At 65.1% G+C, this 23,781-nt stretch carries 19 protein-coding genes; 12 read left to right on the top strand and 7 right to left on the bottom strand.

Annotated elements, in window-relative coordinates:
- Positions 1-9 precede the first annotated feature (9 nt).
- From tssA to KK141_RS11835, 6 genes are all read left to right on the top strand, one after another.
- Positions 10-1,155: a type VI secretion system protein TssA gene (gene tssA, locus KK141_RS11860; RefSeq protein ID WP_214571759.1), complete on the top strand. Its 1,146-nt coding sequence runs from the start codon at positions 10-12 to the stop codon at positions 1,153-1,155.
- Positions 1,156-1,180: 25 nt separating this feature from the next.
- Entirely contained in the window at positions 1,181-1,762 is a 582-nt protein-coding gene (locus KK141_RS11855; RefSeq protein ID WP_214571758.1) for a DNA/RNA non-specific endonuclease, read from the top strand.
- A gap of 40 nt (positions 1,763-1,802) precedes the next feature.
- On the top strand, positions 1,803-2,942 hold the full coding sequence (locus KK141_RS11850; RefSeq protein ID WP_214571757.1) for a hypothetical protein: 1,140 nt from the start codon (positions 1,803-1,805) through the stop codon (positions 2,940-2,942).
- Positions 2,943-2,958: 16 nt separating this feature from the next.
- The gene (locus KK141_RS11845; protein ID WP_214571756.1) at positions 2,959-3,549 is read left to right on the top strand and encodes a hypothetical protein; all 591 of its coding nucleotides are present in this window, start codon (positions 2,959-2,961) and stop codon (positions 3,547-3,549) included.
- 44 nt (positions 3,550-3,593) lie between these two features.
- Complete coding sequence (locus KK141_RS11840; RefSeq protein WP_214571755.1) at positions 3,594-4,691, top strand: M91 family zinc metallopeptidase; 1,098 nt, start codon at positions 3,594-3,596, stop codon at positions 4,689-4,691.
- Positions 4,692-4,755: 64 nt separating this feature from the next.
- The gene (locus KK141_RS11835) at positions 4,756-5,544 is read left to right on the top strand and encodes a hypothetical protein (protein WP_214571754.1); all 789 of its coding nucleotides are present in this window, start codon (positions 4,756-4,758) and stop codon (positions 5,542-5,544) included.
- Between the two features lie 110 nt (positions 5,545-5,654).
- Here KK141_RS11835 and KK141_RS11830 read toward each other — a convergent pair whose 3' ends face one another.
- The 5 genes from KK141_RS11830 to KK141_RS11810 all read right to left on the bottom strand — a co-directional run bounded on the left by KK141_RS11830 (position 5,655) and on the right by KK141_RS11810 (position 12,189).
- The gene (locus tag KK141_RS11830) at positions 5,655-6,176 is read right to left on the bottom strand and encodes a hypothetical protein (RefSeq protein WP_214571753.1); all 522 of its coding nucleotides are present in this window, start codon (positions 6,174-6,176) and stop codon (positions 5,655-5,657) included.
- 145 nt (positions 6,177-6,321) lie between these two features.
- Complete coding sequence (locus KK141_RS11825; protein WP_214587344.1) at positions 6,322-7,062, bottom strand: pentapeptide repeat-containing protein; 741 nt, start codon at positions 7,060-7,062, stop codon at positions 6,322-6,324.
- Positions 7,063-7,115: 53 nt separating this feature from the next.
- Positions 7,116-7,685: a hypothetical protein gene (locus KK141_RS11820; protein ID WP_214571751.1), complete on the bottom strand. Its 570-nt coding sequence runs from the start codon at positions 7,683-7,685 to the stop codon at positions 7,116-7,118.
- A gap of 8 nt (positions 7,686-7,693) precedes the next feature.
- Positions 7,694-10,615: an RHS repeat domain-containing protein gene (locus KK141_RS11815; RefSeq protein ID WP_214571750.1), complete on the bottom strand. Its 2,922-nt coding sequence runs from the start codon at positions 10,613-10,615 to the stop codon at positions 7,694-7,696.
- Positions 10,616-10,620: 5 nt separating this feature from the next.
- A complete protein-coding gene (locus KK141_RS11810) occupies positions 10,621-12,189 on the bottom strand; it encodes a DUF6531 domain-containing protein (RefSeq protein WP_214571749.1) in 1,569 nt (522 codons plus the stop codon).
- A gap of 368 nt (positions 12,190-12,557) precedes the next feature.
- On the opposite strand from KK141_RS11810, the gene KK141_RS11805 reads away from it, so the two are divergent.
- The 4 genes from KK141_RS11805 to KK141_RS11790 all read left to right on the top strand — a co-directional run bounded on the left by KK141_RS11805 (position 12,558) and on the right by KK141_RS11790 (position 18,104).
- Complete coding sequence (locus KK141_RS11805; RefSeq protein ID WP_214571748.1) at positions 12,558-14,534, top strand: CocE/NonD family hydrolase; 1,977 nt, start codon at positions 12,558-12,560, stop codon at positions 14,532-14,534.
- Between the two features lie 2 nt (positions 14,535-14,536).
- Positions 14,537-15,625, top strand: coding sequence for a histidine kinase (locus KK141_RS11800; RefSeq protein ID WP_214571747.1), 1,089 nt, complete (start codon positions 14,537-14,539; stop codon positions 15,623-15,625).
- Positions 15,622-16,383 (top strand): LytTR family DNA-binding domain-containing protein, encoded by a 762-nt coding sequence (locus KK141_RS11795; RefSeq protein ID WP_214571746.1) that lies wholly within the window; start codon positions 15,622-15,624, stop codon positions 16,381-16,383. Before KK141_RS11800 ends, KK141_RS11795 begins: the two co-directional genes overlap by 4 nt.
- A gap of 341 nt (positions 16,384-16,724) precedes the next feature.
- Positions 16,725-18,104 carry a serine hydrolase gene (locus tag KK141_RS11790; protein ID WP_214571745.1) on the top strand — a complete coding sequence of 460 codons (1,380 nt, stop codon included), beginning with the start codon at positions 16,725-16,727 and terminating at the stop codon, positions 18,102-18,104.
- Between the two features lie 24 nt (positions 18,105-18,128).
- Here KK141_RS11790 and KK141_RS11785 read toward each other — a convergent pair whose 3' ends face one another.
- Positions 18,129-18,575, bottom strand: coding sequence for a GNAT family N-acetyltransferase (locus KK141_RS11785; RefSeq protein WP_214571744.1), 447 nt, complete (start codon positions 18,573-18,575; stop codon positions 18,129-18,131).
- Between the two features lie 421 nt (positions 18,576-18,996).
- Here KK141_RS11785 and KK141_RS11780 point away from each other — a divergent pair, with 421 nt between their 5' ends.
- Both KK141_RS11780 and KK141_RS11775 read left to right on the top strand, forming a co-directional pair.
- Complete coding sequence (locus KK141_RS11780) at positions 18,997-22,350, top strand: autotransporter outer membrane beta-barrel domain-containing protein (RefSeq protein ID WP_214571743.1); 3,354 nt, start codon at positions 18,997-18,999, stop codon at positions 22,348-22,350.
- A 136-nt stretch (positions 22,351-22,486) separates the two neighbouring features.
- Entirely contained in the window at positions 22,487-23,026 is a 540-nt protein-coding gene (locus KK141_RS11775; RefSeq protein WP_214571742.1) for a hypothetical protein, read from the top strand.
- A 9-nt stretch (positions 23,027-23,035) separates the two neighbouring features.
- Here KK141_RS11775 and KK141_RS11770 read toward each other — a convergent pair whose 3' ends face one another.
- Positions 23,036-23,677, bottom strand: a complete 642-nt coding sequence (locus KK141_RS11770) for an HD domain-containing protein (protein ID WP_214571741.1) — start codon at positions 23,675-23,677, stop codon at positions 23,036-23,038.
- Between the last annotated feature and the right edge of the window lie 104 nt (positions 23,678-23,781).

The following is a 23,781-nucleotide window of genomic DNA, read 5'->3' as shown; positions in this document are numbered from 1 at the left end:
AGCAATGCGATGAGCCAGTACGCGCAAGCCAGAAACCTGGAGGCCACGCCGGAAGCGGTGGCCGAAGGCTGCGACGACGGCGGCTATTTCGAGCGGCGCGTGGGCGTGTCGCTGGCCCGGCTGCTCGCTCCGCTGGATGGCCCGCAGCCGGCCGGCGCTTCCGCGCGCGGCAGCATGGGTTTTCGCATGATCCAGCAGCTGCGCCAGAGCGACGACGCCAGCCTGCCGATGGGCGCCTGGGCGATCGAGCCGCGCCGCGCCAACTGGCCGAAAGTGTCGCAGCTGGCGGCCGGCATGCTCGACACGGTGGGCAAGGACCTGCAGCTGGCCGCCTGGATGCTGGAGGCGGAACTGCACGAAGGCGGCTATGCCGCGCTGCTGCCGTGCTTCGCGCTGCTGCGCGGCCTGTGCGAAACCTGGTGGGACGGCCTGCATCCGCGCGAGGACGGCGACGGCTACGATGCGCGCTGCAATATCGTGCGCTGGATCAACGAGAAGCTGCTCAACACCATCGCCCTGCTGCCGCTGGTGGAAGACGAGGAACACGTCGCCAGCTGGTCGCAATGGGAGCTGGCGCATTACCACGAGCGCATGCGCGCCGTGCACGGCAACCTGCCGGAGGAAGCGCAGGACGCGGCCACGCTGGAAGACCTGCAAGGCCTGCTGGCGCGCATGGACGCCGGCGACCTGCGCGGACGCCACGCCGAGATCGGCGAAGGCCGTGCCGCCATCGCCGCCTTCGAGCACGCCCTGCGCGAACGGCTGGGGTCGGAGACGCCGCCGCTGGGACGGCTCGACGAGTTTCTCGCACGCATCGAAGCGCTGCTGCGCGGCGAACTGACACGGCGCGGCCCGGCGGCCTTGCCGCCGATGGCGGCGCTGCCGTTCGACGAGGAAGCGGATGAGCAGGACGAGGACGGCGAGCCGCACGCGGCCGGCGACCTGTTCGGCGAGCGCGAACGCGCCTACCAGGTGCTGGCGCAGATCGGCGAATACCTGATGCAAGTAGAACCGCACAGCCCCGTGCCGTATCTGATCCGCCGCGCGGTGGCGTGGGGCGGCTTGAATGCGGCGGAGCTGTATCGGGAGGTGTTCCAGAAAGGGGGCGGGCGGATCGAGATCTTCGAGCTGCTCGGCGGGGAAGCGGACGCCTGACGGCGATCAATAGGGGACACACGACATGCCTGCCTGGACACGGCGAGACATCAAGGAAAACGGCACGACGATCGGCCGCATCCACTACGCGCAGATCGACCAGCCGCGCTACCGCTCGATGAAGGAAAAGGCGAGCATCGCGCGCCAGAACCGCTTCGGGCAGCGGCAGCGCACGTATCCGGGCGTGGGCGGCGGCGTCAAGAAAGTCTATGTGTCGGCGAAGCTGCGCACGCGTCCGACCGGAGCGCCGCGCGACAACCTGGCGGGTATCGGCGTGGTCAATCCCGGCTACGTGCCGGCCAATGTGCACAAGGCGCACCTGGCTTCGGACCGCTTCGGCGGACCGAGCAACGCGCGGAACCTGGTGAACGAGAAAAGCCGGATCAACCTCAGCGCCCACAAGCGCATCGAGAACCGCATCGCCCGCCTGATCAAGGACGTCACCGCGCCGGGCGACACCAATGCCAACCGGACACGCGGCGGCATGATCGTGAGGGAAACCTATTCGCCTGGCGGGAAACCGACGGGGCGCACGTACATGGTCAGCGTGAAGGACCACACGACCAATACGCGCAGTTATCACAAGCTGGAATTCAAGCCGATCTGAAACCGCGCACCCCGTGCGGGCGCGCATTGCCGAGGCATCCATGCCATCCCATCCCGCCGAAGACAAACTGACGCTGCGCCATGCCTTTACCAGGGTGCGCAATGCAGCGCGCTACTACTGGAGCGGCAGTCCGCCGATCCAGCAGCAGCGGATCGGCAAGCTGTCCACCCGCGGCCTCAATCCCGCCATCCGTACCGAACTGAAGAACCGGCGCGGCCCGTGGACGCACTGGGCCAAGCACGCTGCCGCGGGAGCCGGGAATTACGCGGGCAATGTGCGCGTGACGGCGAAGCCGGTATTGACCAACCGGCCGGGCGCGGTAGCGACCTTCGTCGGCAGCGGCCTGGACGAGAACATCGCCACGCGCATTCTCAACACCCGGGCGAACTGGGTCGGCATCCGCAAGAGGCACGCACGGCAAGTATTCAGCGCGCGCTCGCGCACGGCCGACCTGGTCTGGTTCAATCCGCCGCCCGCAGGCGGGCCGGCGCCGCCGACGTGGCAGCCGCTGGCCGGGCATACCCCGTCGATCAAGGCGCAGGCGGTGGGCGGTACCACCGGCCAGATCACCGTGGGGCACGGCAACGGCACGCCTGGCAATGGACGCGACGGTCTGCGCGAGAACGCCGTGGACCGTACCGTGCAGCACATGGCCTCGCCCAACCGCTTCCTCGAAACGGCGCTGATGGGCACGCTGGCCACCATCAAATACATGTCCGAGCCATCGACCCAGCTGGCCCTGGCCAAGCCGCACGTGATGGCTTTGCCGACGCCGCGCTATGCCGCGCTGACCGGTCCCAACGACCTGCGCCAGGCGGCAACGTTCGACAGCCTGGTCGACCACGTGCAAGAAGAGCGCGAGCGCAAGAAGTGGGAGGTCGGCTCGGCGATGCATGGCGACAACCATCTGAAGGGACTGGTGCCGCCGGTGATCCGCAGCTACCTGTCGGCGCACGGCAACCATCCGATCAATGCGATGGAGGCGTTTCGCCACGACGTGCACAACGCCTGGTTCAAGCCGGCGATCAATACGTCCGTGGCATCGGATACGCGCGATCTCACCAACAAGTCGCTGCACCAGATGGCGACCAAGACCAACACCACCGGACGCCGCCAGCGCGCGCTCAGCGATGCGCGGATGTTGCCGGTGGCACCGCCGCCGAACAGCCGCGGCCATTGACCGCGAGGAGACCGACATGCCGAAGAACCGCAACTGGACCTGGGCGCCGGTGAAGGAGGGCAACCAGACCCTCGGGCGCGTCAATTATTCCGTCTCCGACCGTGCCAGCTACCGCGCGTTCAAGGCCGAGGCCAATGCGGCGCGCGCGCCCGGCACGCGCTTCGGCCATCGGCAGGTACTGCACGGCGCCGGCCTTGGCATCCAGCGCGCCTATGCCTCGAGCAAGCTGCGCCTGCGCCGCGCCAATGCGGCGCGGGCGGCGCTGGCGGCGATCAACGTGCTCAACCCCGGGCACCTGCCGGTGCCGCGCAACAAATCGCATCTGATCGCCGACAAGTTCGGCGGACCGAGCATCCAGAACAATCTTTCCAACGAGCGGCGCTCGATCAATCTGCGCGCGCACAAGGTGATCGAGAACCGCATCGGACGGCTGCTGCATGCGGCCAGCGGCGGCAATACGAACCCCACGCGGGTGCGCGGCGGCATCGTGGTGCGGGAGACCTTCAACCCGGCGGGGCAGCCCACCGGGCGGCAGTACATGGTGAGCGTGAAGCATCTGGTCACCGGCAACCGTACTTTCCACAAGCTCACGTTCAACCGCACCTGAGTCCGGCGTTAGCGTAGCGAAGGCCATTATTCAAGGAATTCCCCATGCCCAAGGACAGTCTGAGAACACGGGTGGTCGAGAAGTTCGCGGCGGCCAACAGCGCCGGCGTAGCGCCGAAAGTGGCTCCGCGCGAACAGCGCTTCGTCAAGGACATTACGTCCAAGCTTTCCAAGGCGAATGCCGAGGGCAAGCGCGCCGACATCCCTAAGCGCTGGGCGCCGGTGGTGGCGCGTGTGGCGCGCACTTCGGCGGCCGGATTCACGCCGGAGCTGCTGCAGGCGCAGAAGCAGAAGCTCAAGCGGGTGGAGAAGGTGCAGGTGCATGGCGAGCTGGCCAATGTGCACGTCAAGCGCAGCGCCGGCGAGAGCGCGGCCGCGTTCACCGACCTTGCCGCCGATGCCCGGCGGTCGATGCACACGCTGATGAGCAAGCCGGGCGGGCATCAGATGATGAAGGAGCTCGACACACGCATCACGCAGAACCGGCAGCATGCGGGCGAGCATGCGGGCGTGCATATCAGTTCGACCAAGGCCGGCGAGACCTCGAACATGAATGCCCCGCATATCGCGCCTGGGCAAGGGCTCGCGCAGAGCGTGGGGCAGGGCTACCGCTTCGACGGCAAGGAAGGCAAGGGCTGGGGCAGCGAGGTGCGGATCAACCCGAACGAGGCGAAAGCCAACCGTTTTATCGGCCTGGGGCATGAGATGGTGCATGCGCACCGGTTGGCGCATGGCAAGGGAGTGGGCGTGCCGGAGATCAATCAGGCGAACCACGCCTTGTTCACCGACCCGGCCTCGCTGGGTTCGCAGGTCGATGCCGCGGAGAACGCGCGGTTTGGGCAGCATCTGAAAAGCGTAGTCGGGCACAGCAACCAGCTGCAGGAGGAATTCGAGACCATCGGCCTGGCCAGAACGCCGCGTGGCGCATTCAACCCGTCGGAGAACATGCTGCGCGCGGAGCACAACCTGCCGGCACGCACCGAGTACTCCAAGCTGAAGCCCGGCCATGACAAGGACACGCTCGCCCAAAGCGATGCGCTGTTCGACAACCGCTGGTGGGGCAAGCGGCTGTGGCACAGCGTGTTCGGCGGGTATCCGGCGCCGACGCCGGTGAAGGATATGGTGAAGCGGTACAAGGATTGATTCCCGGGTTCTACGGCCGGCCCCGATCGCGCAGGCGACGGGCCGGCTGCACAGGAGAGATGCCGTGGGAAAGAGGACGTACATCGTTTCGCCGCACGACGATATGCGCAATATGTTCCGCAACGCCAAGGGCATGACCGTGCATCGGTGGGGTCACGGCAAGCGCCGCGTCGATCCGGTGTTCAAGAACCACCGGCAGCGCATCGATTTCAAGAAGATCACCGTGCAGGAACGGCGAGCGCTGCGGCTGCAGATCAGGAACAATCCATGGGGTGGCGCGGGACAGGATCCACGCTTGAGGCAGCTGCGTGCGATCAACAAGCTCAACAAGATGTCGCAGCCCGGCCGTGCGTTTGTCGGATTCGGCAACGTGCCCGGCAGGCGGCCCAAAGTTTATGTGCAGGGGCATGGCGCTCCCGGCAGCCAAAATATTTCCGACGATGCGCACAACGCGGTATCGGCGCAGCAGACAGCGGTGACTTTAAAGGGCATGCAATTGCCGCAGCAGGCGAAGCTGCGCGCCAACTCCTGTTATAGCGGTACGACCGTGGCCATTGGCGGAGTGGCGGCGACTAACGCATTGCAGCAGCACCAGACCGTGCAAGGCTTGATCGGCCCGCCCGGCAATACGTTCGCTGGCGGGCTTGCCCATCAGATGCGCAATGTAGCGCCGACCTTCCCGAACATCGAAGTGGGCGGCTACCCCGGACCGACCACCCAGAATCCGGTGGGTGGCCTGGTCGACCGGCAGCTCAATCCCGTGCCAGGTACCGGCATACGGGTACGCTTCGGCAATATCGGTACGCCAACGATGTTGGGCGTGAAACGCGGAGAGACCAGAATTCAGTTCTAGGCGGGTGCCATGGAGCGGTTGCGAGTGAGGATTTCTTTGCCCTTTGGGCTCGAGAACATACTGGACGAATTCCATCGAGCTGACCGACGTTTGGGCATTGAGGTGATCAGTCACTGCACCTGAGTTGACCAAGCCTCGTAGACTTCGTGAATCCGCCCGCTTGAAGTTTTCTTTCTGGCAAGGCCATAAGCGAAATTGAGGCCAGTTCGCACTGGATTAAGTTGAGCTAAGTCAAAGCCGACAATAATTGGTTGGCCGTAGTCAGCGAACTTCTTGTTTCTCAGGTTCTGGTGCCACTGAAGCGTCGGATGATTCTTGAGCAAGGTGAGGCCGAAGTAGATTCCAACATCGAATCCAAGCGAGTAGCTCTCGTTCGTCAGGTCATGGCTGGGGATGGTTATGAGATCGCCCAATCGCGCTTCGATCTCATCCTTCTCTTCTTGCGTACGTTCCCTGGTCGAGACGTACTTCTCAAGCCATCCGCCAAGCGGATCCAAAGAATCCGGGCTGCCGTCCGGCTCCCAGTTCTTTGATGCAGCATCCTTCTGAACGTAGGCCGCCAGCTCATCAATTCGGCATTGAAGGACAGATTGAAACCAGGCGAAATACTCTTTCAAATCCTCGATGGACATGTTCCGGAAGCGGAGGTTGAAAGGTGGTTGGACTATTTGATAGGTCACGTTGCCTCTCAATGGCGGGCGGTGCCGATATCGGCTTGCTGCAGCATGTCCCATGCAGACGGTGGTGCGTCCGCCAGTCAAAAGGGACGAGCGTGATTCATGCAAGCAACTTGCCTTCGGCGATGCGCTTCAAGTCCATGAGCATGGGGCGATCCCTGGCTGGGAATCCTTTGATGCTCAGGAATATCTGTCGCTGTTCCTCAGCTAATTCCATCTCCAGGACGTGTTCGATCACGCTGAATGGATCGCCATGCTTTTCAGCGAGCCCTGTGGATGGAAGGTTTTGTACAAATCTTCTTCCATCCTCCACATAGATGTAATCGTCTCCTTTGGGTAGTCGTTGCAAGCTGAGGTCGATCCCGGAGCGAAATCCGATGTTTATTAGCTCTGCGTTAGAGAAGTCGTTGCCATGAAACTCATTCTGTGTGCGCGATAGTGGAGGGGTGGCGGTATCGCGATGCGGGGTTCCATTGAAGAAGCCATTCTTGATGACCCCGGAAAAGATGCAGTCGATAAACTCCACATTGACGCCCCTGAACTCCCGGATCTTCGTATTGAGAAACGTACATCGTTCAAACCGTGCATTCCCAGGGGCATTGGCGTCGATCTCTGCATCGTCGAAGCAACAATTTACATAGCGAGACTGATTCATCCCGCCGCCAAAGCAAGCCTGTTCGAACTGCGTGTTGGAGAAGTTGCAGAAATTGAAGGTGGAGCTGATGGCGATAAAGTCGGGCCATCGTTCGCCCCGAAAGCTTTCGCCGCTCAAGGTCTGCTTATTGAAGACCTTTCTCTCTCTCAATAGTCGCACCAGTTCTCTGGAGGGTGTCTTTGTCATCTTTGGTCGATAAGGCGTTAATGGTGGCGAATCATCTTTTTCTTTACTGACTCTCATTGAGCTCGGCGCGACCATTCTTCATAGACTTCGCGGAGACGGCTTGCAGGCCGACTCCTATCAGCGAGTCCGTGCGCGATGCTGACAGAGACGCCGATCGGGTTGAGCGGGACCGCTCCGAATGGAACGAGAAGTGGTTGCCCATAGTCCATGCTCTTCCGGCTCTTGAATTCCTGCGTCCAGGAAAGCGATGGGTGATGGGCCATGAGCATTTGTGCGAAATACACCCCTGCATCAAACGCCAGGGAATAGCTTGCATCCGTCAGATCGTAGTTCGGCATATCGATCGAGTACGGGCTGTCGCTACGCATGGCTTCCATCTCGGCCTCGGTGCGCTTTCTCAACGACAGGTGTCCAATCAGCCACTCGCCAAGTGCATCGAGCGATGACGTACTATTGTCTGGGTTCCAGTTTACGTACGCGGGATCCTGCCTGATGAATTCAGTGAGTTTCTCGATGCGCTCCGGGATCGCGGCCTTGAACCAGGCGAAGTATTCCTTCAACTCCTCTTTGGGCATGTCCCAGAATTGGAGGCTGAAAGGTGGATGGATTATTTGGTATGTCATGTTGCTTCTCAGTGATAAACGACGCCGATACCGGCTTGGTCCAACATGCTCAATACGGAAGGTGATGCACCTGACCGGCCGGTGACAGGGCTGGTAAAGAAGTGCCACTGCACCGAGTTTACGCGTCCGCTTTGTAGCAACTCGGCATCTTTTGCAATTTGTAGGCGGATGGGTGGTGACATGGTCAGATAACCTACTTTTGACTCATATGCGATGTTGTTCGCAAATCGATCCACGTAGCGGGCGCCTAACGAAGTAGGGAAGAACTTCTGTGGTGTTCCTCCAAGAACTCTCAAAGCAGCCTCGCCCACCTTTCCCGTGGAGCCAATTGCTGCGTAGGCTTCTTCCTTCGCGGCATTAGCTGCGACTTTTGTGGCACAGGCAGCCCCGGTACGCCACGCCTGCGACTGCCCGAACGAAGCAACATACAGTAACTGCTCACTCACCATGGCGCCGGCATATGCGGCGGCCGGGCCATAGCGACCCGCCTCCCATGCATTGACCGCGGCGTCCCAGGCACCTTGTCCCGGGACAAGCGCCAGAAGCACATCGGGGCTTCTCTGCTCGGTCCCAAGCGGATCGATTGCGATCAGCGGATTCCCGCTTACGTATCCATACGTACTCAGCCCACCATCGAGCCCTATCGGATCGCTCTGGATGTATCGCCCGCAGGCCGCGCAATAGTCCCGGAAGCCATTGTGGAGAAGGCCGGATTCCGTATCGGCATACTGCCCTGGAAAGCGCAGGTTGAAGACGTATCCATGGGAGGAGGTTGCTGCTTTCTCTCCGAACGGATTGCCCCGCAGGTCCCACCGCCAAAGGACTGAGCCTGAGGTGTCGGTGACCGCGCGCGGTGTATTGAGCCCGTCGGCATGGACATAATTCACCGTGCTCGCCATACCCACGATGTCCACCACCGCAACCGGCATATCGCCCAGCCAGATGTAATCCCTGTTCGCCGTGCCGTACTCGCCCAGGAGCCGGCCACCTTCGTCGTAGACAAAGCGCAGGCTGGTTGCCTGCGGGATTGACGTGGTCTTGGCGATGCGCTGGCCGGCGGCGTTATAGGCGTAGCTGGCCACGGTCTGGCCATTGCGCTGCACGGCGATCAGCCGGTTCCGCCCGTTGTATCCAAAGCCGAAGATTTCTCCACCCGCGACGTAGCCGGTGACGTTGCCGTTGGCGTCATAGCTCAACGCGCTGCTGCCCATGCTGGTGAGCCAATGCGTGCCGGTCTTGTAGCCGTAGGTGCCCGTGGCCAGGCCAGAGCCGGTTTTGCTGAGACGGTCGCCGGTCCTGCTGTACGTGTAGGCCTCGATGGCAGTTCCGGAAGGACCGTGGACGCTGGCCAGTCGATACAGCGCGTCGTAGCGATAGGTCTCGGTCGCTGGATCGGCACCCTCGCGGTTGCCGAGGGCGATGATGTTGCCCATGGCGTCGCGCGCGAAGTGCAGATTCAGCGCGGGGCTCACCACGTCCGTCAAGGCGTAGTTTGCATCGTAGCTGCGCGTCACTGCCTGCCCGTTGCCCAGCGTGTAGCCGGTGATGGGGCCGAAGGGCAGGTAAGTGATGCGAGTGGCGGCGTTTGCGACGCCGGCACCGGACGGACGCACCCTCACGCCGCTGATGCGGCCCGTGGTATCCCGGGCGTATTCAACCGACGTTCCGCCGGGTGTCACGGTGCCGGTCAGGCGGCCGGCGAGAGAGTACGTGTGGCTTACCGTGTCGGTCTGTGTGCCTTGTGTCTGGCGCTTCCGCACCACGTTTCCGCGCGCGTCGTAGCAATACGTCGTGGTGACCGCGCGCTCCACGATCCGGGTGAGCCTGCCCAGGGGATAGGAAGCTGCGCAACCCGTAGCGGTATCGGGTTCGTCGTAGAAGTACGCGACATGGAGCGAGCTGTCGCCGTAGCTCAGCGCCGTCCGCCGATTCAGCGCGTCATACGTGCTGGTGCTCGTGATATCTCTGGCATCGGTACGCCGTATGACATTGCCCGCGGCGTCGTAGACATAGCTGGTCTTGCCGGTATCCGGACTCTGCACCGACTTGAGGTCATCGAATCCGTTGTAGTTATAAAGCGTATTCAGTCCATCGGGATCGCCCACACCCTCCAGACGGCCACCGGCATCGTAGGAATAAACGCTTTGCGTATTCTTCGTCGCCGCGCTGGCGCCGTTGTAGTCGTCGATGGTGCTGACCAGCCGGTGCAGGGCATCGTACGTCCGCTTCTGCTGCACGCCTGCCGCATCGGAACGATGGATCGGATGGCCTGCCGCGTCGTAGCCGTCCGTGCGGTCGTAGCTGAGGATGGTCCGCTGGAAAGCATCGGCCACGCTCATCAGCTGGCTGAGGGCGTTGTACGTGCGCGAGACGGTCCGCTTCAGCGTATGGGCGCTGTCGAAGATCTCTTCCTTCAGGCGATTCCCGGCAGCGTCCAGCGTGTAGTGAATGCGGTTCCCCGCCGCATCCGTGATGTCGGTGACGCGCCCCGCATCGTCATAGGCGTAATGGATGCTGACGCCATCGGCATCCTTGGACTGAGTGATATTGCCGATCGCGTCGTAGGTCAGCGTCGTCGTCGCAGGGGTGCCGGTGCTGTCGAGCGTGACCGTGAGGGGCCAGCCTTCGGGCGTGTACGTCATGCCCGACACCACGCCGTTCGGATCCGTCATCCGTCCCGGATGGCCGTACATGTCATACGCGCCGTAACTCGTCGCATGGCCGAGCGGATCGGTCACCGTGGCGAGACGGCCTTGCGCGTCATAGGTGAATCGGGTGACGTCGTCGACATCGGTGCGCGGGCCATCCACGCTGGCGAGCCGCCCCTGAGCGTCGTAGATCCTGCTCGTGGTGCGCTCGGGTGCCGCGGCCTGGGCCACGGCCATAAGCAGGCCGAGGCCGGCGATGCCCCATCGGAATCGCTTGTTCACGGTGGTCACTCCTCGGTGGCGCGCACGCTGGTGCTCAGCGGCCGGCCTTGGTCGTCGTAGGTGTAGGTGATGACACGGTCGGCGGTGGTCACCGTCAATGGGAGGGGACGGGTGGCATCCCAGGTCGTGGCGGTCGTGCGTTCCAGCGCAGTGCCCCTGGCTTCCACCCGGCGGATCTCGCGGCCCATCGCGTCGTAGTTGTAGGCCGTGATGGTGCCCAGGGCGTCCGTCCTGGTGGCCAGCTGTCCACGCCCGGTATAGGTGTAGGTGGTGTTGCTGGCGGGGCAGCCCGGCGCGGGCTCGCCCTCGATGGCCGTGACGCGCTTGAGGCCCTGGATGATCCGGTAGCGATAGGTGACCGCGTTGCCGAGGGCGTTGGTGACGGTGGTCGAGCCGTCATCGTTGAAGCTCAGCGTGGTTTTGTCCGCGCCGCCGGCATGCTCGCTTGAAATGGCGCGGCCGGACGCGTCGTACCGCCACGTGGCATAGCGCACGCCTCGTTCGTCGACGATGCCGGTGAGGGCTCCGGGATGGGCCGTGTCTTCGTACAGATAGCTTCGCGAACGCGCATGGCCGGGCCACGCACGCGTCACCTTGGTCAAGCGGGCAGCCCTGTCGTATCCGTACGTCACCGTGAGCTTGCCTGTCTTCGCGCGGGCAAGCAGGCCATTGGCCACCAGCAGCTGCAGGCTGTGGCCGGAAGAGTCGGTGACGACGATCGTCAGTGCGCCGGGGCCCATGGGGCGGTAAGCGAGTGTCTGCACCCGGCCGTCCGCCAATCGCCAGGCCGTCAGGGCGCCTTGCGCATCGAAGCTGTATTGCTCAAGGTTTGGCGCGGCATAGACCCAGTGGTCGCCCACCTTTTTCAGGCTGCCCTGTTCCGTTGCCTCGGCCGTGGCGGCTCCGTGATTGAGCGCGAACTGCGATTGGCGTCCATCGCCGTGGAAGAGCGTCAAGCCGCGGCCATAGGGGTCGATGTAGAGCGCCTTGCCATAGTTCACCTGCCACAACCCGCTCAGCCCGTTGTAGTGGCGGACCAGCTGCAGTTCGCCATCGGCATCGCGGTAGTCCTCTTCCTCCTGGTACTTGTTGCCGGTGGCTGCGCTGATCGGGTTGCCTACGCAGAGCGAAGGGCCGCCCAGCAGGGGCAGGCCTGGATCGCCCAGTTCCTTGCGCAGCTGGTGATCCGCCGGCTGCTTGCAGGTGTCGGACATGAAGTCGAGTTGCTGGCCGGCGGGGCAGCTTCTGCGTTTCTGCTGGATGAAAGCGCTTTCGTAATAATTGGCGGTAAAGTCGGTGTGGACGACGTCGTAGTACGTGCGGCAGTCGTAATAGGTTGGGGGTTCGCCCGATCCGCTCCACAGTTCCGGGGCTTTGTAGGGGCGAACGATCACTTCAAGGCCAGGCATCGCCTGGTAATGCTTTCTGAGCGATTCGCTCATCGCGTCGTAACCGGCATGGCAGGCCTCGTCCAGCGTGTCGTACGCGAGCTTGTCGATGACATAGAAGAATTCATCCTCCGATGACTGTGCATGGGAGGCCGCCGGCAGCGCTATTCCAAGGGCGATCCTCACCGCTATGCGATACGGCCAGCGCATTCGATGCAGGCACGGCGCCCGGTGAATCAGCCGATGCTTTTCTGGGTAAGTCGAAGTCCTTCCCATATCTTCCTCTCGCCTTGAACGTCGATGGATGACGCCTCGTCGTTGAACGGGGCGTGCAACTTTCAGTTGGGAATTTCTGGGCGCGATGGTAGGCGAGGCGGCCTGGCTGCTTGCCGCCAAAGACCCACATTTAGGACAGAAAGAGATAGCGGCACCGAAAGGCTTGCCCGAATGCGTTTGCCTCGCTGCATCCGCCATGGGCGCCCGATGTGCGGACGCACCATTCCCGCCGCGCAAGCTCGCGTATAGTCGCGGCTTGGTCCCTGGGGAAAACTCGCATGCTACGCAAGCACCTGCCCACGATTCTCGGCGGCATGGCCGCCACCTTCTGCCTGGCGCTGCCGTTCGCAGCTGCTTCGCAGGCACGCGATCCGCAAGCCGAGCAGATCGCCAAGCGCAACGCCACCGAGAAGTCGCTGGAAGACGTGGCGGTGGTCGACCGCAAGGTGATGGTGAAGATGCGCGACGGCAAGCGCATGGCCGCGGACATCTACCGGCCCAAGGGTGCGGGCAAGGTGCCGACGATCTTTTCGCGCACGCCGTACAACTTCAATTACTGGGACGTGAAGCTGGGCGCGCCGCGCGACATGACGCGCGCACTCGATGCGGTGAAGCACGGCTACGCCTATGTGGAAATGAACGAGCGCGGGCATTTCTTCTCCGAGGGCAATTACGACATCCTCGGCGCGCCGATCACCGACGGCGTGGACGCGGTGCGCTGGATTTCCTCGCAGCCCTGGTCCAGCGGCAAGGTCGGCACTACCGGTTGTTCGTCCACTGCCGAGTGGCAGATGGCGGTGGTGGCGCAGAACGAGCCATCGCTGGCCACGTTCAACGTGCAGGGTTTCGGTGCGGGTGTCGGCCGGGTCGGCCCGTATTACGAGCAGGGCAACTGGTATCGCGGCGGTGCGGTGCAGATGCTGTTCATTGCCTGGATCTACGACTACGGCATCCAGAACCAGGTGCGTCCGAACTTCCCGGCCAATACCACCCAGGCCGAGCTGGTCAATGCCTCGCGCTATTTCGACCTGGCCACGCAGATGCCGCCGGTGGATTGGGACAAGGCGTTCTGGCACCTGCCGGTGAAGGACATGATCAAGGCGCTGGACGGCCCGCCGGGCATCTTCGACACGCGCATGCCGGTGGCCACCGGCGGCAACATGATCGCGCGCACGCCGAACGATCCGGCCTGGTACAAGGGCGGCCTGTGGCACGACAACATGAAGATCGCCAAGCCGGGCCTGTGGTTCATGAGCTGGTTCGACGTGTCGGTGTCGCCGAACCTCGCCGCGTATAACGAAGTGCGCCGCACGGCGCCGAAGGAAGTGGCGGACGAGCAATACGCCGTGATCGCGCCGGTGCTGCATTGCGCCTATACCCGCGCCAGCGAGCACACCATGGTCGGCGACCTGGACATGGGTGATGCGCGCTACGACTACAACGCCCTGGTATTCGGCTGGTTCGACCGCTTCCTCAAGGGCGAGGACAGCGAGGTGGTGAAGAAGCAACCCAAGGTGATGTATTACCTGATGGGCAAGAACGAGTGGAAGAAGTCGGCGACGTGGCCGCCGGTCGGCGCCACCACCAGGGAGTTCTACTTCGCCAGCGGCGGCAAGGCCAACACCATGTACGGCGACGGCAAGCTCGTTGCCCAGCCGGAAGCCGACGATCATCCGGACCAGTTCGTCTACGACCCGGCCAATCCGGTGATGACTTATGGCGGCGGCGGCTGCTGCCAGGGCAATGCGGTGAAGTTCGGCTCCTTCGACCAGCGCAAGGAAGAAGCCCGCAACGACGTGCTGGTCTACGACAGCGAGGCGTTCGCGCAGGGCACCGAGGTAAGCGGGCCGATCACGGTCACGCTGAATGTCTCCTCCAGCGCCAAGGACACCGACTTCACCTTCAAGGTGATCGACGTCTATCCGGACGGGCAGGCCTTCAACATCACCGAGAACATCCAGCGCATGCGCTACCGCAATGGCTACGACAAGCCGCTGGCATGGATGAAGGCCGGCGAGGTGTATCCGGTGACGTTCCAGCCGATCGACACCAGCTACTACTTCAAGCCCGGGCACAAGCTGCGCATCGCGGTATCGAGCAGCAACTTCCCGCGCTTCGACCGCAACCTCAATACCGGCGGCAACAACTTCGACGAGGCGGCCGGCGTGATCGCCAACAATGCCGTGCACCACAGCAGCGCCTATCCGTCGAAGATCGTGCTGACCGTGGTGCCCGAGCAGGCCGGCGCGCACTGAGCATGGCGGTGGAGCAGGGCAGCGCGGCCATGCCGCCGCCGGTATGGCGGCGGTACGCGCTTGTCTTGTGGGTGCTGCTGCTGGTGGCGATCGGCGCGATGCGTGCGCTCAACCGCTACCTGGTCGGCGTGGCTTATAGCCACGTCGCGCCGTTCTCGCCGCTGCTGATCGAGGAGTTGACCGGCTCGCTCAGCTTCGGTGCCTTTCTGCCGCCGGTTTTCTATGCCTTGCGCTGGCTGCGCCGGCGCCGCTGGCGCCTGCTGTGGCACCTCGCCGTGTTCGCCGGCCTGTCGGTGGCGCAGACCAGCCTGATGATGGGGCTGCGCCTGCTGGTGTTCGGCTTGGCCGGCGCGCCGGCGGACGACTATGCGCCCACCGTGTGGCGCTACGTGATGGAAGTGCCGACCCAGCTGTTCTTCTATGTGCTGATCGCGGTCGGCCTGTGGTTGTTCGACCGCTACCGCGAAGGCCGTGCGCGCGAGCTGCGTGCGGCGCAGCTGGAGTCGGCGCTGTCGGAGGCGCGGCTGGAAGCGCTGCGCCTGCAGCTCAATCCGCACTTCCTGTTCAATACGCTCAATGCGGTGTCCGAGCTGATGTACGACCGGCCGGCCGTGGCCGACGAGATGCTTTCGCGCATCGGCTCGCTGCTGCGCGCGACGCTATCGGCCGGTGCGCAGGAGCATCGCCTGGCTGACGAGTGGAAGCTGCTGGCGCTGTACATGGACATCCAGCGGGCGCGTTTCGGCGCCGGACTGGATGCCGACGTGCAGGGCGATGCCGCGCTGGACGATCTGCGCATTCCCTTCCTGCTGTTGCAGCCATTGGTGGAAAACGCCATCGAGCATGGCGGGCAGGGCGACCATCGCCTGGTGCGCGTGGAAGCCGAACGGGATGCCAATCGCCTCACCGTGAAGGTGCGCGATGGCGGCGGTGGCGTTGCGCGCGCGGGCCACGGTATCGGGCTGGGCAATGTGGAAGCGCGCTTGCGGCATCTCTATGGCGACGAGGCCGGTGTTCGCCTGGAGCCTTTGCCGGAAGGCGGCAGCGTGGTCACCGTCTGGCTGCCCGCGCGGCGCTGGGAGGCGGCATGACCCTGCGCGCGGTGGTGGTGGACGACGAGGCGCCGGCACGCGCGAAGCTGCGGCGTTATCTGGCCGAGGCCGAAGGTGTCGTGTGGGTGGGCGAAGCGGGCGACGGGCGCGAAGCGGTGCGGCTGATCCAGCGTGAACATCCCGATGTGGTCTTTCTCGACATCAGCATGCCGGGCATGGACGGTTTTGCCGTATTGCAGGCGCTGGGCGAACCGCTGCCGGCGGAGATCGTCTTTGTCACCGCGCACGACGACCAGGCCGTGCGCGCGTTCGAGGTGCATGCGTTCGACTATCTGCTGAAGCCCGTCGGCCCCGAGCGTTTCCAGGCTGCAATCCGCCGTTTGTGCGAGAAGGTGGCGCCCTCGCTGAGCGTGAGCACCCGCGTTGACGGCCTGCTGGAAAACGCGCCGCCGCCGGCGCGCTATCTCGAACGCCTGCTGCTGCCGGTGGGCGATGCGGCGGAGCTGGTGCCGGTGGAGCGCATCGACCGTATCGAGTCGGACCGCAATTATCTGCAGGTCTTCGTCGATGGCGAACCGCGGCGTTTGCGCGGCACGCTGGATGCGATGCAGGCGCGGCTGCATCCGTCACGGTTCGTGCGGGTGAATCGTTCCACCGTCGTCCAGCTCGATGCGATCCGCGAAGTGCAGCCGTGGCCGGAAGGGGAAAAGCGGCTGCTGCTACGGGATGGGGCGCGGGTGACGTGGACGAAGCGGTATTTGGAGAACCTGCCGCCGGGTGTGTCGATCTCCTTTTGATACTGGAATCCTTCTCCCCGCCGGGGAGCACGCGGGGAGCGCACAGGGATGTGCGCGGCATTGAGGAGCGAGGAAGGTGCCGGCAGGCGGATGAGGGGCGGGTGCTCGCGACGGCGGATCGACGAAGCGTCGATCGCTTTTCCTATCCCGCTTCTACGCTCCGTAGCCCCCCTCACCCCAACCCTCTCCCCGCAGGGGAGAGGGGGCTGGATGTCGCGTTCCGGCCTTCCCGCCGACCCATCCGGGTTTCGTCCCCGCCCCCAGCGCCTTCGTCCCACTCCGGCCCCCTCCGTCCCGCCAGTCTCCGCAGACTCTCGCCACACCCACGGAGACCGACCGCCATGCGCAAGACATCCATCGTGCTCGCCAGCCTCGCCACCACGGCCTTCGCCGCCGCGGCCGGCGCCTACGGCACCACCCAGCTCAGCCAGATCCTGCCGGTGGCCGCTGGCGTCGCCGCCCACCATGTCTGCTCGATGACCTTCGTCGGCGGGCAGGATCCGGACCAGACCTTCGACCAGCTCGTCATGCCGGTGCTGGGCGACTTCGGCCGCATGCTGAAAGTGCACGTCTCGCGTGACACCCGCACGGTCGAAGTGTCCGGTCCGCTGAGCGAGCTGGCGCGCGCCCGCTTCACGCCCGGCTACGGCTGCCGCCTGGTGCTGCCGGGCGACCAGCCGCTGCCGACGGTCGCCGACGCACCCATCGCCCCCAGGGCCGATGGTTTCGCGCCGAAGGGGCGCGTCGCGTCCAGCAAGCCGGCCGTCACGGCCGCGATCGACAACGTGTTCGCCGAACATGCAGGCCAGCCGGTCAAGCGCGTCAAGGCGGTGGTGATCGTGAAGGACGGCCAGGTCGTCGCCGAGCGCTACGCCGACGGCATCGACGAGCACTCGCCGCTGCTCAGCTTCTCGGTGGCCAAGTCGTTCACCAACGCGCTGTTCGGCATCCTGGTGCGCGAGGGCAAGCTGCGCGTGGACGAACCCTTGAACCCGCCGGAATGGAAGGACAAGAACGATCCGCGCCGCGTCATCACGCTGGAAGACCTGATGCGCATGCGCAGCGGCCTGGCGGTGGAAGAAGCGGAGTCCGCCGAAAGCCCCGTGGCGAAGATGGAATTCCTGCACGGCGACATGGCTGCCTTCGCTGCCGCGCAGCCGGCGAAGGAGGCACCGGGCCGCACTTTCGAATACACCTCGGCCGACACCGTGCTGCTCTCGCGCAAGCTTGGCAGCGTGGTCGGCGGCGGTGCGCCGGGCATGCGCGAGTTCGCGCGCCGCGAGTTGTTCGCGCCGCTGGGCATGGGCGACGTGACGATGGAATTCGACGGCGCCGGCACCTTTATCGGCTCCACCTACGTGTATGCCAGCGCCCGCGACTACGCGCGCCTGGGCTGGCTGTACCTGCGCGACGGCATCGCGCCGGACGGCAAGCGCGTGCTGCCGGAAGGCTGGATGGACTGGTCGCGTTGCTCCACCCTCGACGCCCCGTACGGCGCCGGTTTCTGGACCAACGACGGCCGCAGCAAGGAAGCGAAGTGGCGCATCGAGGCCGGCTATCCGAAGGAGGGCTTCTATGCCAGCGGCACCATGGGCCAGCGCATCTACGTGATTCCCTCGGCGCACCTGGTGATCACGCGCTTCGGTTATTCGGCGCCGCCGAGCTATGGCATCGAGGACGATCTGGCCCTGATCAAGACGGCGATCGAGGCGTATCGCTGAAGAGTTCCAGATGCGGCCGAGCGCTCAGCCTGAGATGGCCTGCGCCCGGTGCGAAGCGAGCAGTACGTATTCGCCGTCGGCGCCCTGGCCCTGGCCGATCCCCGCAAAGCCCAGCTTCTCGTAGAACGCCAGCGCCGCCTCGTTGCGGCGCAGGCATTTCATCTGCAGCGGCTGCTCCGGCCAGCCCAGCGCCTGCAGCAGCGCGCGGCCGATGCCGCGCCGCTGCTGTCCGGCGGCGAGATACAGGTGATGCACGAAGCGGTCCGGCTCCCACAGCGCGACGAAGCCGGCGAGGCTGCCGTCGCCGTCCTGCGCCACCAGCACGCGTTCGCCGCGGGTCTGGCCGTCGTAATCCTCCAGCCGGAAGCTGTCGGCGGCGGCCCAGGTAAAGGTGGCCCGGCGCGCCTGCAGGAACAGTTCGCGCAGAGCGGGGCGGTCGTCGTCGGTGGCGAGGCGGATCGTGATGGTCATGCCGCACAGCCTAGCGCGTCGCGTGCCCGGACCGCGCCTGGTGCGAATGGCGGATGTTTTTCGATATCCACCACCTGCTTTATGGTTTTTCGCGGTATGTGCGCCCGCTCACCGCACTGAAAAACCCCGCGTGACTGCAGTCACGCCCGCGCCAACACCGCCGGCACCTGGTGCGGCCCGTGTGTTACTAAAGCCACCGCCAAGCAAGTCGACCGCGTTCTACAGGGGACGTGCCGTTTGCCCGCAAGGGCATGCGTCGGCAGCGCGACAACGCGGTGTCCCGAAGATGGCGCCGTCCATGATGAAGCTCCCGCGGGTTGGCCCGAAATGACCAGCCGTGGCGTGCTTTGTCCAACGTTTTATCGGCGGCCAAAACCAGACCATGGGCAAGACGCAGCATACGAAGGGGAGTGCCGGGGCCATGCTCCAGGCAAGAAGGCAAGAGCTGGCGCTGTCGATCGCGGTGGCGTTGACCTGCGTGGCGGTGCCGGCCGAAGCGGCCGCCACGGTCTATACGCAACCGGTCACCGGCGTGGCCGGCAACGATGCGCCCGGCGGCACCGGCGGCTACAACCCCGGCTACATCATCACCAGCAACAACGGTACGCCTACCTACACGCTGGCCCAGGGCGATGCCATCAACGTGGAATCGGCCAACACGCAAGTGGTGGGCGTGGGCATCACCTCGTCGTCCTCGTCCAGCGTGATCGACGCCACCGCGGGCAATGTGTCGATCACCGCCACGCGCGACGTGCCGGCCACCGGCACCACCGGCGGCAGCGCCATCGGCATCTTCGCCTCCAGCCCGCAGTCCGATCCGAAATCGGTGACCGTCAACGGGCCCGTCAGCGTCACCGCCAACGACAAAAACTCCAAGGGCAGCGGCGGCATCTACGGCAATGCCTACGCGCTGTGGGCGGACGATTTCGCCAGCATCACCATCAACGGCGACACCACGCTGCACGCGTCGACGCCGGGCTATGGGCGCGTCATCTATCTCACCGGCAACGGCAGCCGCATCACCATCAACGGCAACCTCACCGCCGAGTCGGACAGCAACAACACCAACTACGCGATCATGGGCGACGGGCGCAGCATCCTGCGCGTCAGCGGCAACGTCGACCTCACCGCCAGCGGCATCTATCCGTCGGACAACGTCAACGGCATCTGGAACCCCAGCGTATCCACGCGCACGGAGATCGGCGGCAATCTGAAGCTGTACGCCATCGCCCGCGGCTCGACGGTGATGGGCATCCGCAACAACGGCTATATCGGCGTGGTCGGTACCACCACCATCACGGCGTTCGGCAACCGCACCGCCTTCGGCGTCAATGCCGGCCATCGCCTGTCCAAGACCGAGTTCTTCGGCGACGCCACCATCACCGTGCAGGGCGGCCCCAACCGCTTCGGCGACACCGTCGGCGCGTACAACTTCGGCGGCAATGGCGGCAACGGCTACATGCGCTTCGACGGCAACCTCACCGTCACCGCCACCAACGGCACCTTCGAGGGCGACTCGGACGTGCTGGGCATCGACAACAACGGCCGCATGACCCTGGCCACCGCGGGCAAGCTGGTGCGGCTGCTGCCGACCGGCAACCAGGGCACGCATTCGGCGTACGGCATCCGCAACGGCATGTCGTTCACGGCGGCCAGCGATGTCGATATCACCGTGTCGGAAAAGGCTGGCGCCACCTATGGCGTGGCCAACTACGGCGCGGCGGACTTCAACGGTGCGCTGTCCATCGCCAAGGCGGCGGGATCGACCGCGGCCAATCACTACGGCGTGGTCACGCGGCCCACGGCCGGGGCGTCGGCCACCACCAACATCAACCAGGGTGGCGGCCATGCCGTCGCCATCCAGGGCGATGTGCTCACCGCTTCGAACAGCGGCGGCTTCCTCGGCACGCTGAATCTGAAGCTCGATACTTCCGGCTCCTGGCTCAACGGCCTGGTGCTGGCCGATACCGACGGCAGCGTCGGCGCCGCCAACCTGGTGGTGAACAACGGGGCGCGCTGGATCGCCGCCGGCAACGGCACCCTGGCCACCGACTTCGGTGCCGGCAGCCTCAGCGTGGGCAGCGGCGGCGCGATCGACACCGCCGCCAGCTGGGGCAGCTTTGCGCCCGGCAGCGTGCCTGCGTACAGCCTGCGCACGCTGCAGATCGGCAGCAGTGCGGGTAGCGGCGCAACGGTCAGTCTTGCCGACGGCGCTGCGTTCACCTTGCTCAGCGACGTGCGCAACGGCACGGCGGACAAGGTGGTGTTCGGCAGCGGCGTCAGCTCGTTCAGCACGCAAGGCACGCAGAATGTGCGCGTGGCGTACGACCCGGCGTTGGACGATACGTCCTGGATCAATGCCACCAGCTTGCGCACCGGCACGTCGATCCTCGCTGCCAGCCCGATCGTGATCGTCGATGCCAGCGCGGCGGCGAACGGCACGGCGAATTTCCTGGCCGCGGCCGGGTTGTCGGGGCAGTGGAGCGGCACCTACCAGAACGCGCTGGTGCGTTTCAGCTATACGCCGCGGGTGAGCCTGAGCGCGGATCATCGGCAGATCCTGCTGGCGGGTATCGATATCGCTGGCGATGGATCGAGCGCACCGCCGAGTGGCGGCGGCACCACGGGCACCGGCTCCGGCGGCGGCGCGACGACGGATTCGAATACCGGCGCCGGCAGTGGCACCGGCACCGGCACGACGACGGGTGGGAATGCCAACACCGGCAGCGGCACCACGACGGGTGGAAATGCCAACACTGGCAGCGGCACCACGACGAGCGGCGGCACGCCACCCGCCACCGGCACGGCCGCTTCCGATCCGGCCGTCGGCAACGTGGCGATCGCACCCTCTACCGGCGTGCTGGTCGCCGCCGACGCCGCGCTCGCACTGACCAATCTCTGGCAGCTCGACGAACGCGCCGTCTCCCGCCGCAGCGAAGCATCGCGCCTGGACGACGCGCCGGCCGGCTCCGCGTTCTGGGCCGATACGGACGGCGGCAGCCTGAAGGGCGACAGCGCGGACGGCCGCAGCTACCGGCAGAACGCCACCAACGTCAGCGCCGGCGCGGAATGGCGCGCGGATGCCGACCAGGGCCGCGGCACCATCGGCGTGGTGTATACGCATGCGCAATCCCGCGCCGACCTGCAGAACGGCAGCGCCGATCTGCGCGGCGATTCGGTCGGCGTCTACGGTGTGTGGAATACGGGCAACGGTTTGTTTGCCGACGCTGTGGCCCGCACCGGCCGGCTGGGCGACAACTACACCTCGCGCGATGCCTTCGGCGTCACTTCCGGCCGCTACCATGCGCGCGCATCCAGCGTGTCGGTGCGCGTGGGCCGCCGTTTCCGCGGCGAACATGGCGGCTATATCGAGCCGCAGGTGCAGGCAGCCTATGGTTCGATCGGGGCCGTCGGGCACACGGCCAGCAACCGCGTGCGCTTCGATACGCAGCGCAACCACACCTTCATGTCCCGCGCCGGCATGCTGTTCGGCCAGAGCTTTTTCCTCGGCCCGACCTTGACCGGCGATGCCTACGCCCGCGTGGCGGTGGTGCATACGGTGGGCGACCGTCCCGATATCACCGCTTCGCTCGACGGCGGTTCGCTGCCGGTGATCCTGCCGGCGCGCCACGCCACCACGCGTGAGGTGGCCGTGGGCGGGCGGGTGGCGTTCGGTTTGACCTGGAGTGCGTATGCGGAGGCGGCGCATGCATCGCGGACGGATGCACTGGCCGGCGGATGGCGCGCCTCGGCGGGCTTCCGTGTGAATTTCTAGCCGCGGCTTGTCGCTGCGGCGGGCCGCATGTCATCGTGCGGCCCGCCGGGTGGTCCGGTCTGCGAAGGAATGCGCGATGGGATCGGTAAGAACGCAGCAGGCCATGGTTTAGATGGCCGCTCGTCGAGTCCCCGCCATGCCGGGCACGCGCGTGCGGCTCACGCCGCGGGAGCGCGAGGCCGTCGAGGCCTACTGGTCGGCGTCGCCGCAGCGTACGGCGCGAGGCGTGCTCACCGTTGCCTCCAGCCTGATGATGGCCGTCGGCGCGTTATGCCTGCTGATCGGCCTCACCGGCGCCTTCCTGGGACATCGCCACGACAAGCACGCCTGGGTGTTCCTGATGCTGGGCGGCATGCTGCTGCCGATGGCGGGTTTCTTCCTGTGGACGCTGAACCGCAAGGCGAAGCGGCTGGCCGAGGATTTGAAAGTCGGTTCGAAGCTGGTCGTCGATGGCATCGTCGGCGACCGCTTTTATATCGCCCGCAACGGCGGCACGCCCGATTGCCTGATCCGCGTGGTGGTGCCGCCGCTGAAGGAGCCCGGCAACTTCGCCGTGCCCGAGCGCGTATTCAGCCAGCTGCACAAGGGAGATGCCGTGCGCTGCGCCTATCTGCCTGCGTCGAAGATCCTGCTCTCGCTGGCGTCGGACAAGGTCTTCCACGCGATCGGCGAGTGAGCCGGTCGCTCAGCCCGCCCAGTGCGAGCAGCGGATCACGCTGCAGAAATTGCCGCGCACGAAGCTGGGGTCCTTGTCGGCGAGCACGTCGGCCTTGACGTTGCCGAAGGTGGTCTTCGGCTTGTGGCGGATGCCGTCGTAGAACGCCTGCAGGATGTCCTCCTTGAAGCGCGGCGTGCGCGGATGCAGCGCCAATACGGCGGCGCGTTGCGCTTCGCTGTACTGGTCGTAGGTCAGGCCCAGCACGTCCATTTCCACGCCGGCGGTGACCAGCGCCACCACCGGATGCATGTACTGCGGAATGCCCGGCGTGGTGTGCAGGGCGATGGCCGTCCATACCGTGTCGATATCGGCCCGTGCGATGCCGCGCTGGCGCAGAAAGTTGGCGGCGGCGTTGGCGCCGTCCACTTCGAAGCGGTCGGGCGCGCTGCTGTGCGAGGGCATCAGGCCGACGTCGTGGAACATGGCGCCGGCATAGAGCAGCTCCGGATCGAAGGACAGCCCGTCGCGGCGGCCGGCGATGGCGCCGAAGTGGTAGACGCGGCTGGAGTGGTGGAACAGCAGTTCCGTCGCGGTGTCGCGCACGAATTCGGCGATCTCGCGCGCGAGCTGGCTGTCGGGTGCGCGGACGGCGTCGATGGCAGGGGACATGGCGGGAGGCCTCGCTGGGTGGGAAGGCCTCCATGCTAGGATTGCGCCGGGCTGTCTTCTATTTCAGTCATACGCAAATAACGGACATTTCGCCGCGGTCACGG

The organism is Dyella sp. LX-66, from assembly GCF_018599165.1.
GTDB lineage: Bacteria > Pseudomonadota > Gammaproteobacteria > Xanthomonadales > Rhodanobacteraceae > Dyella_D > Dyella_D marensis.
The sequence above is the reverse complement of the archived record's forward strand: the minus strand, read 5'-3'. Positions and strand labels throughout refer to the sequence as shown.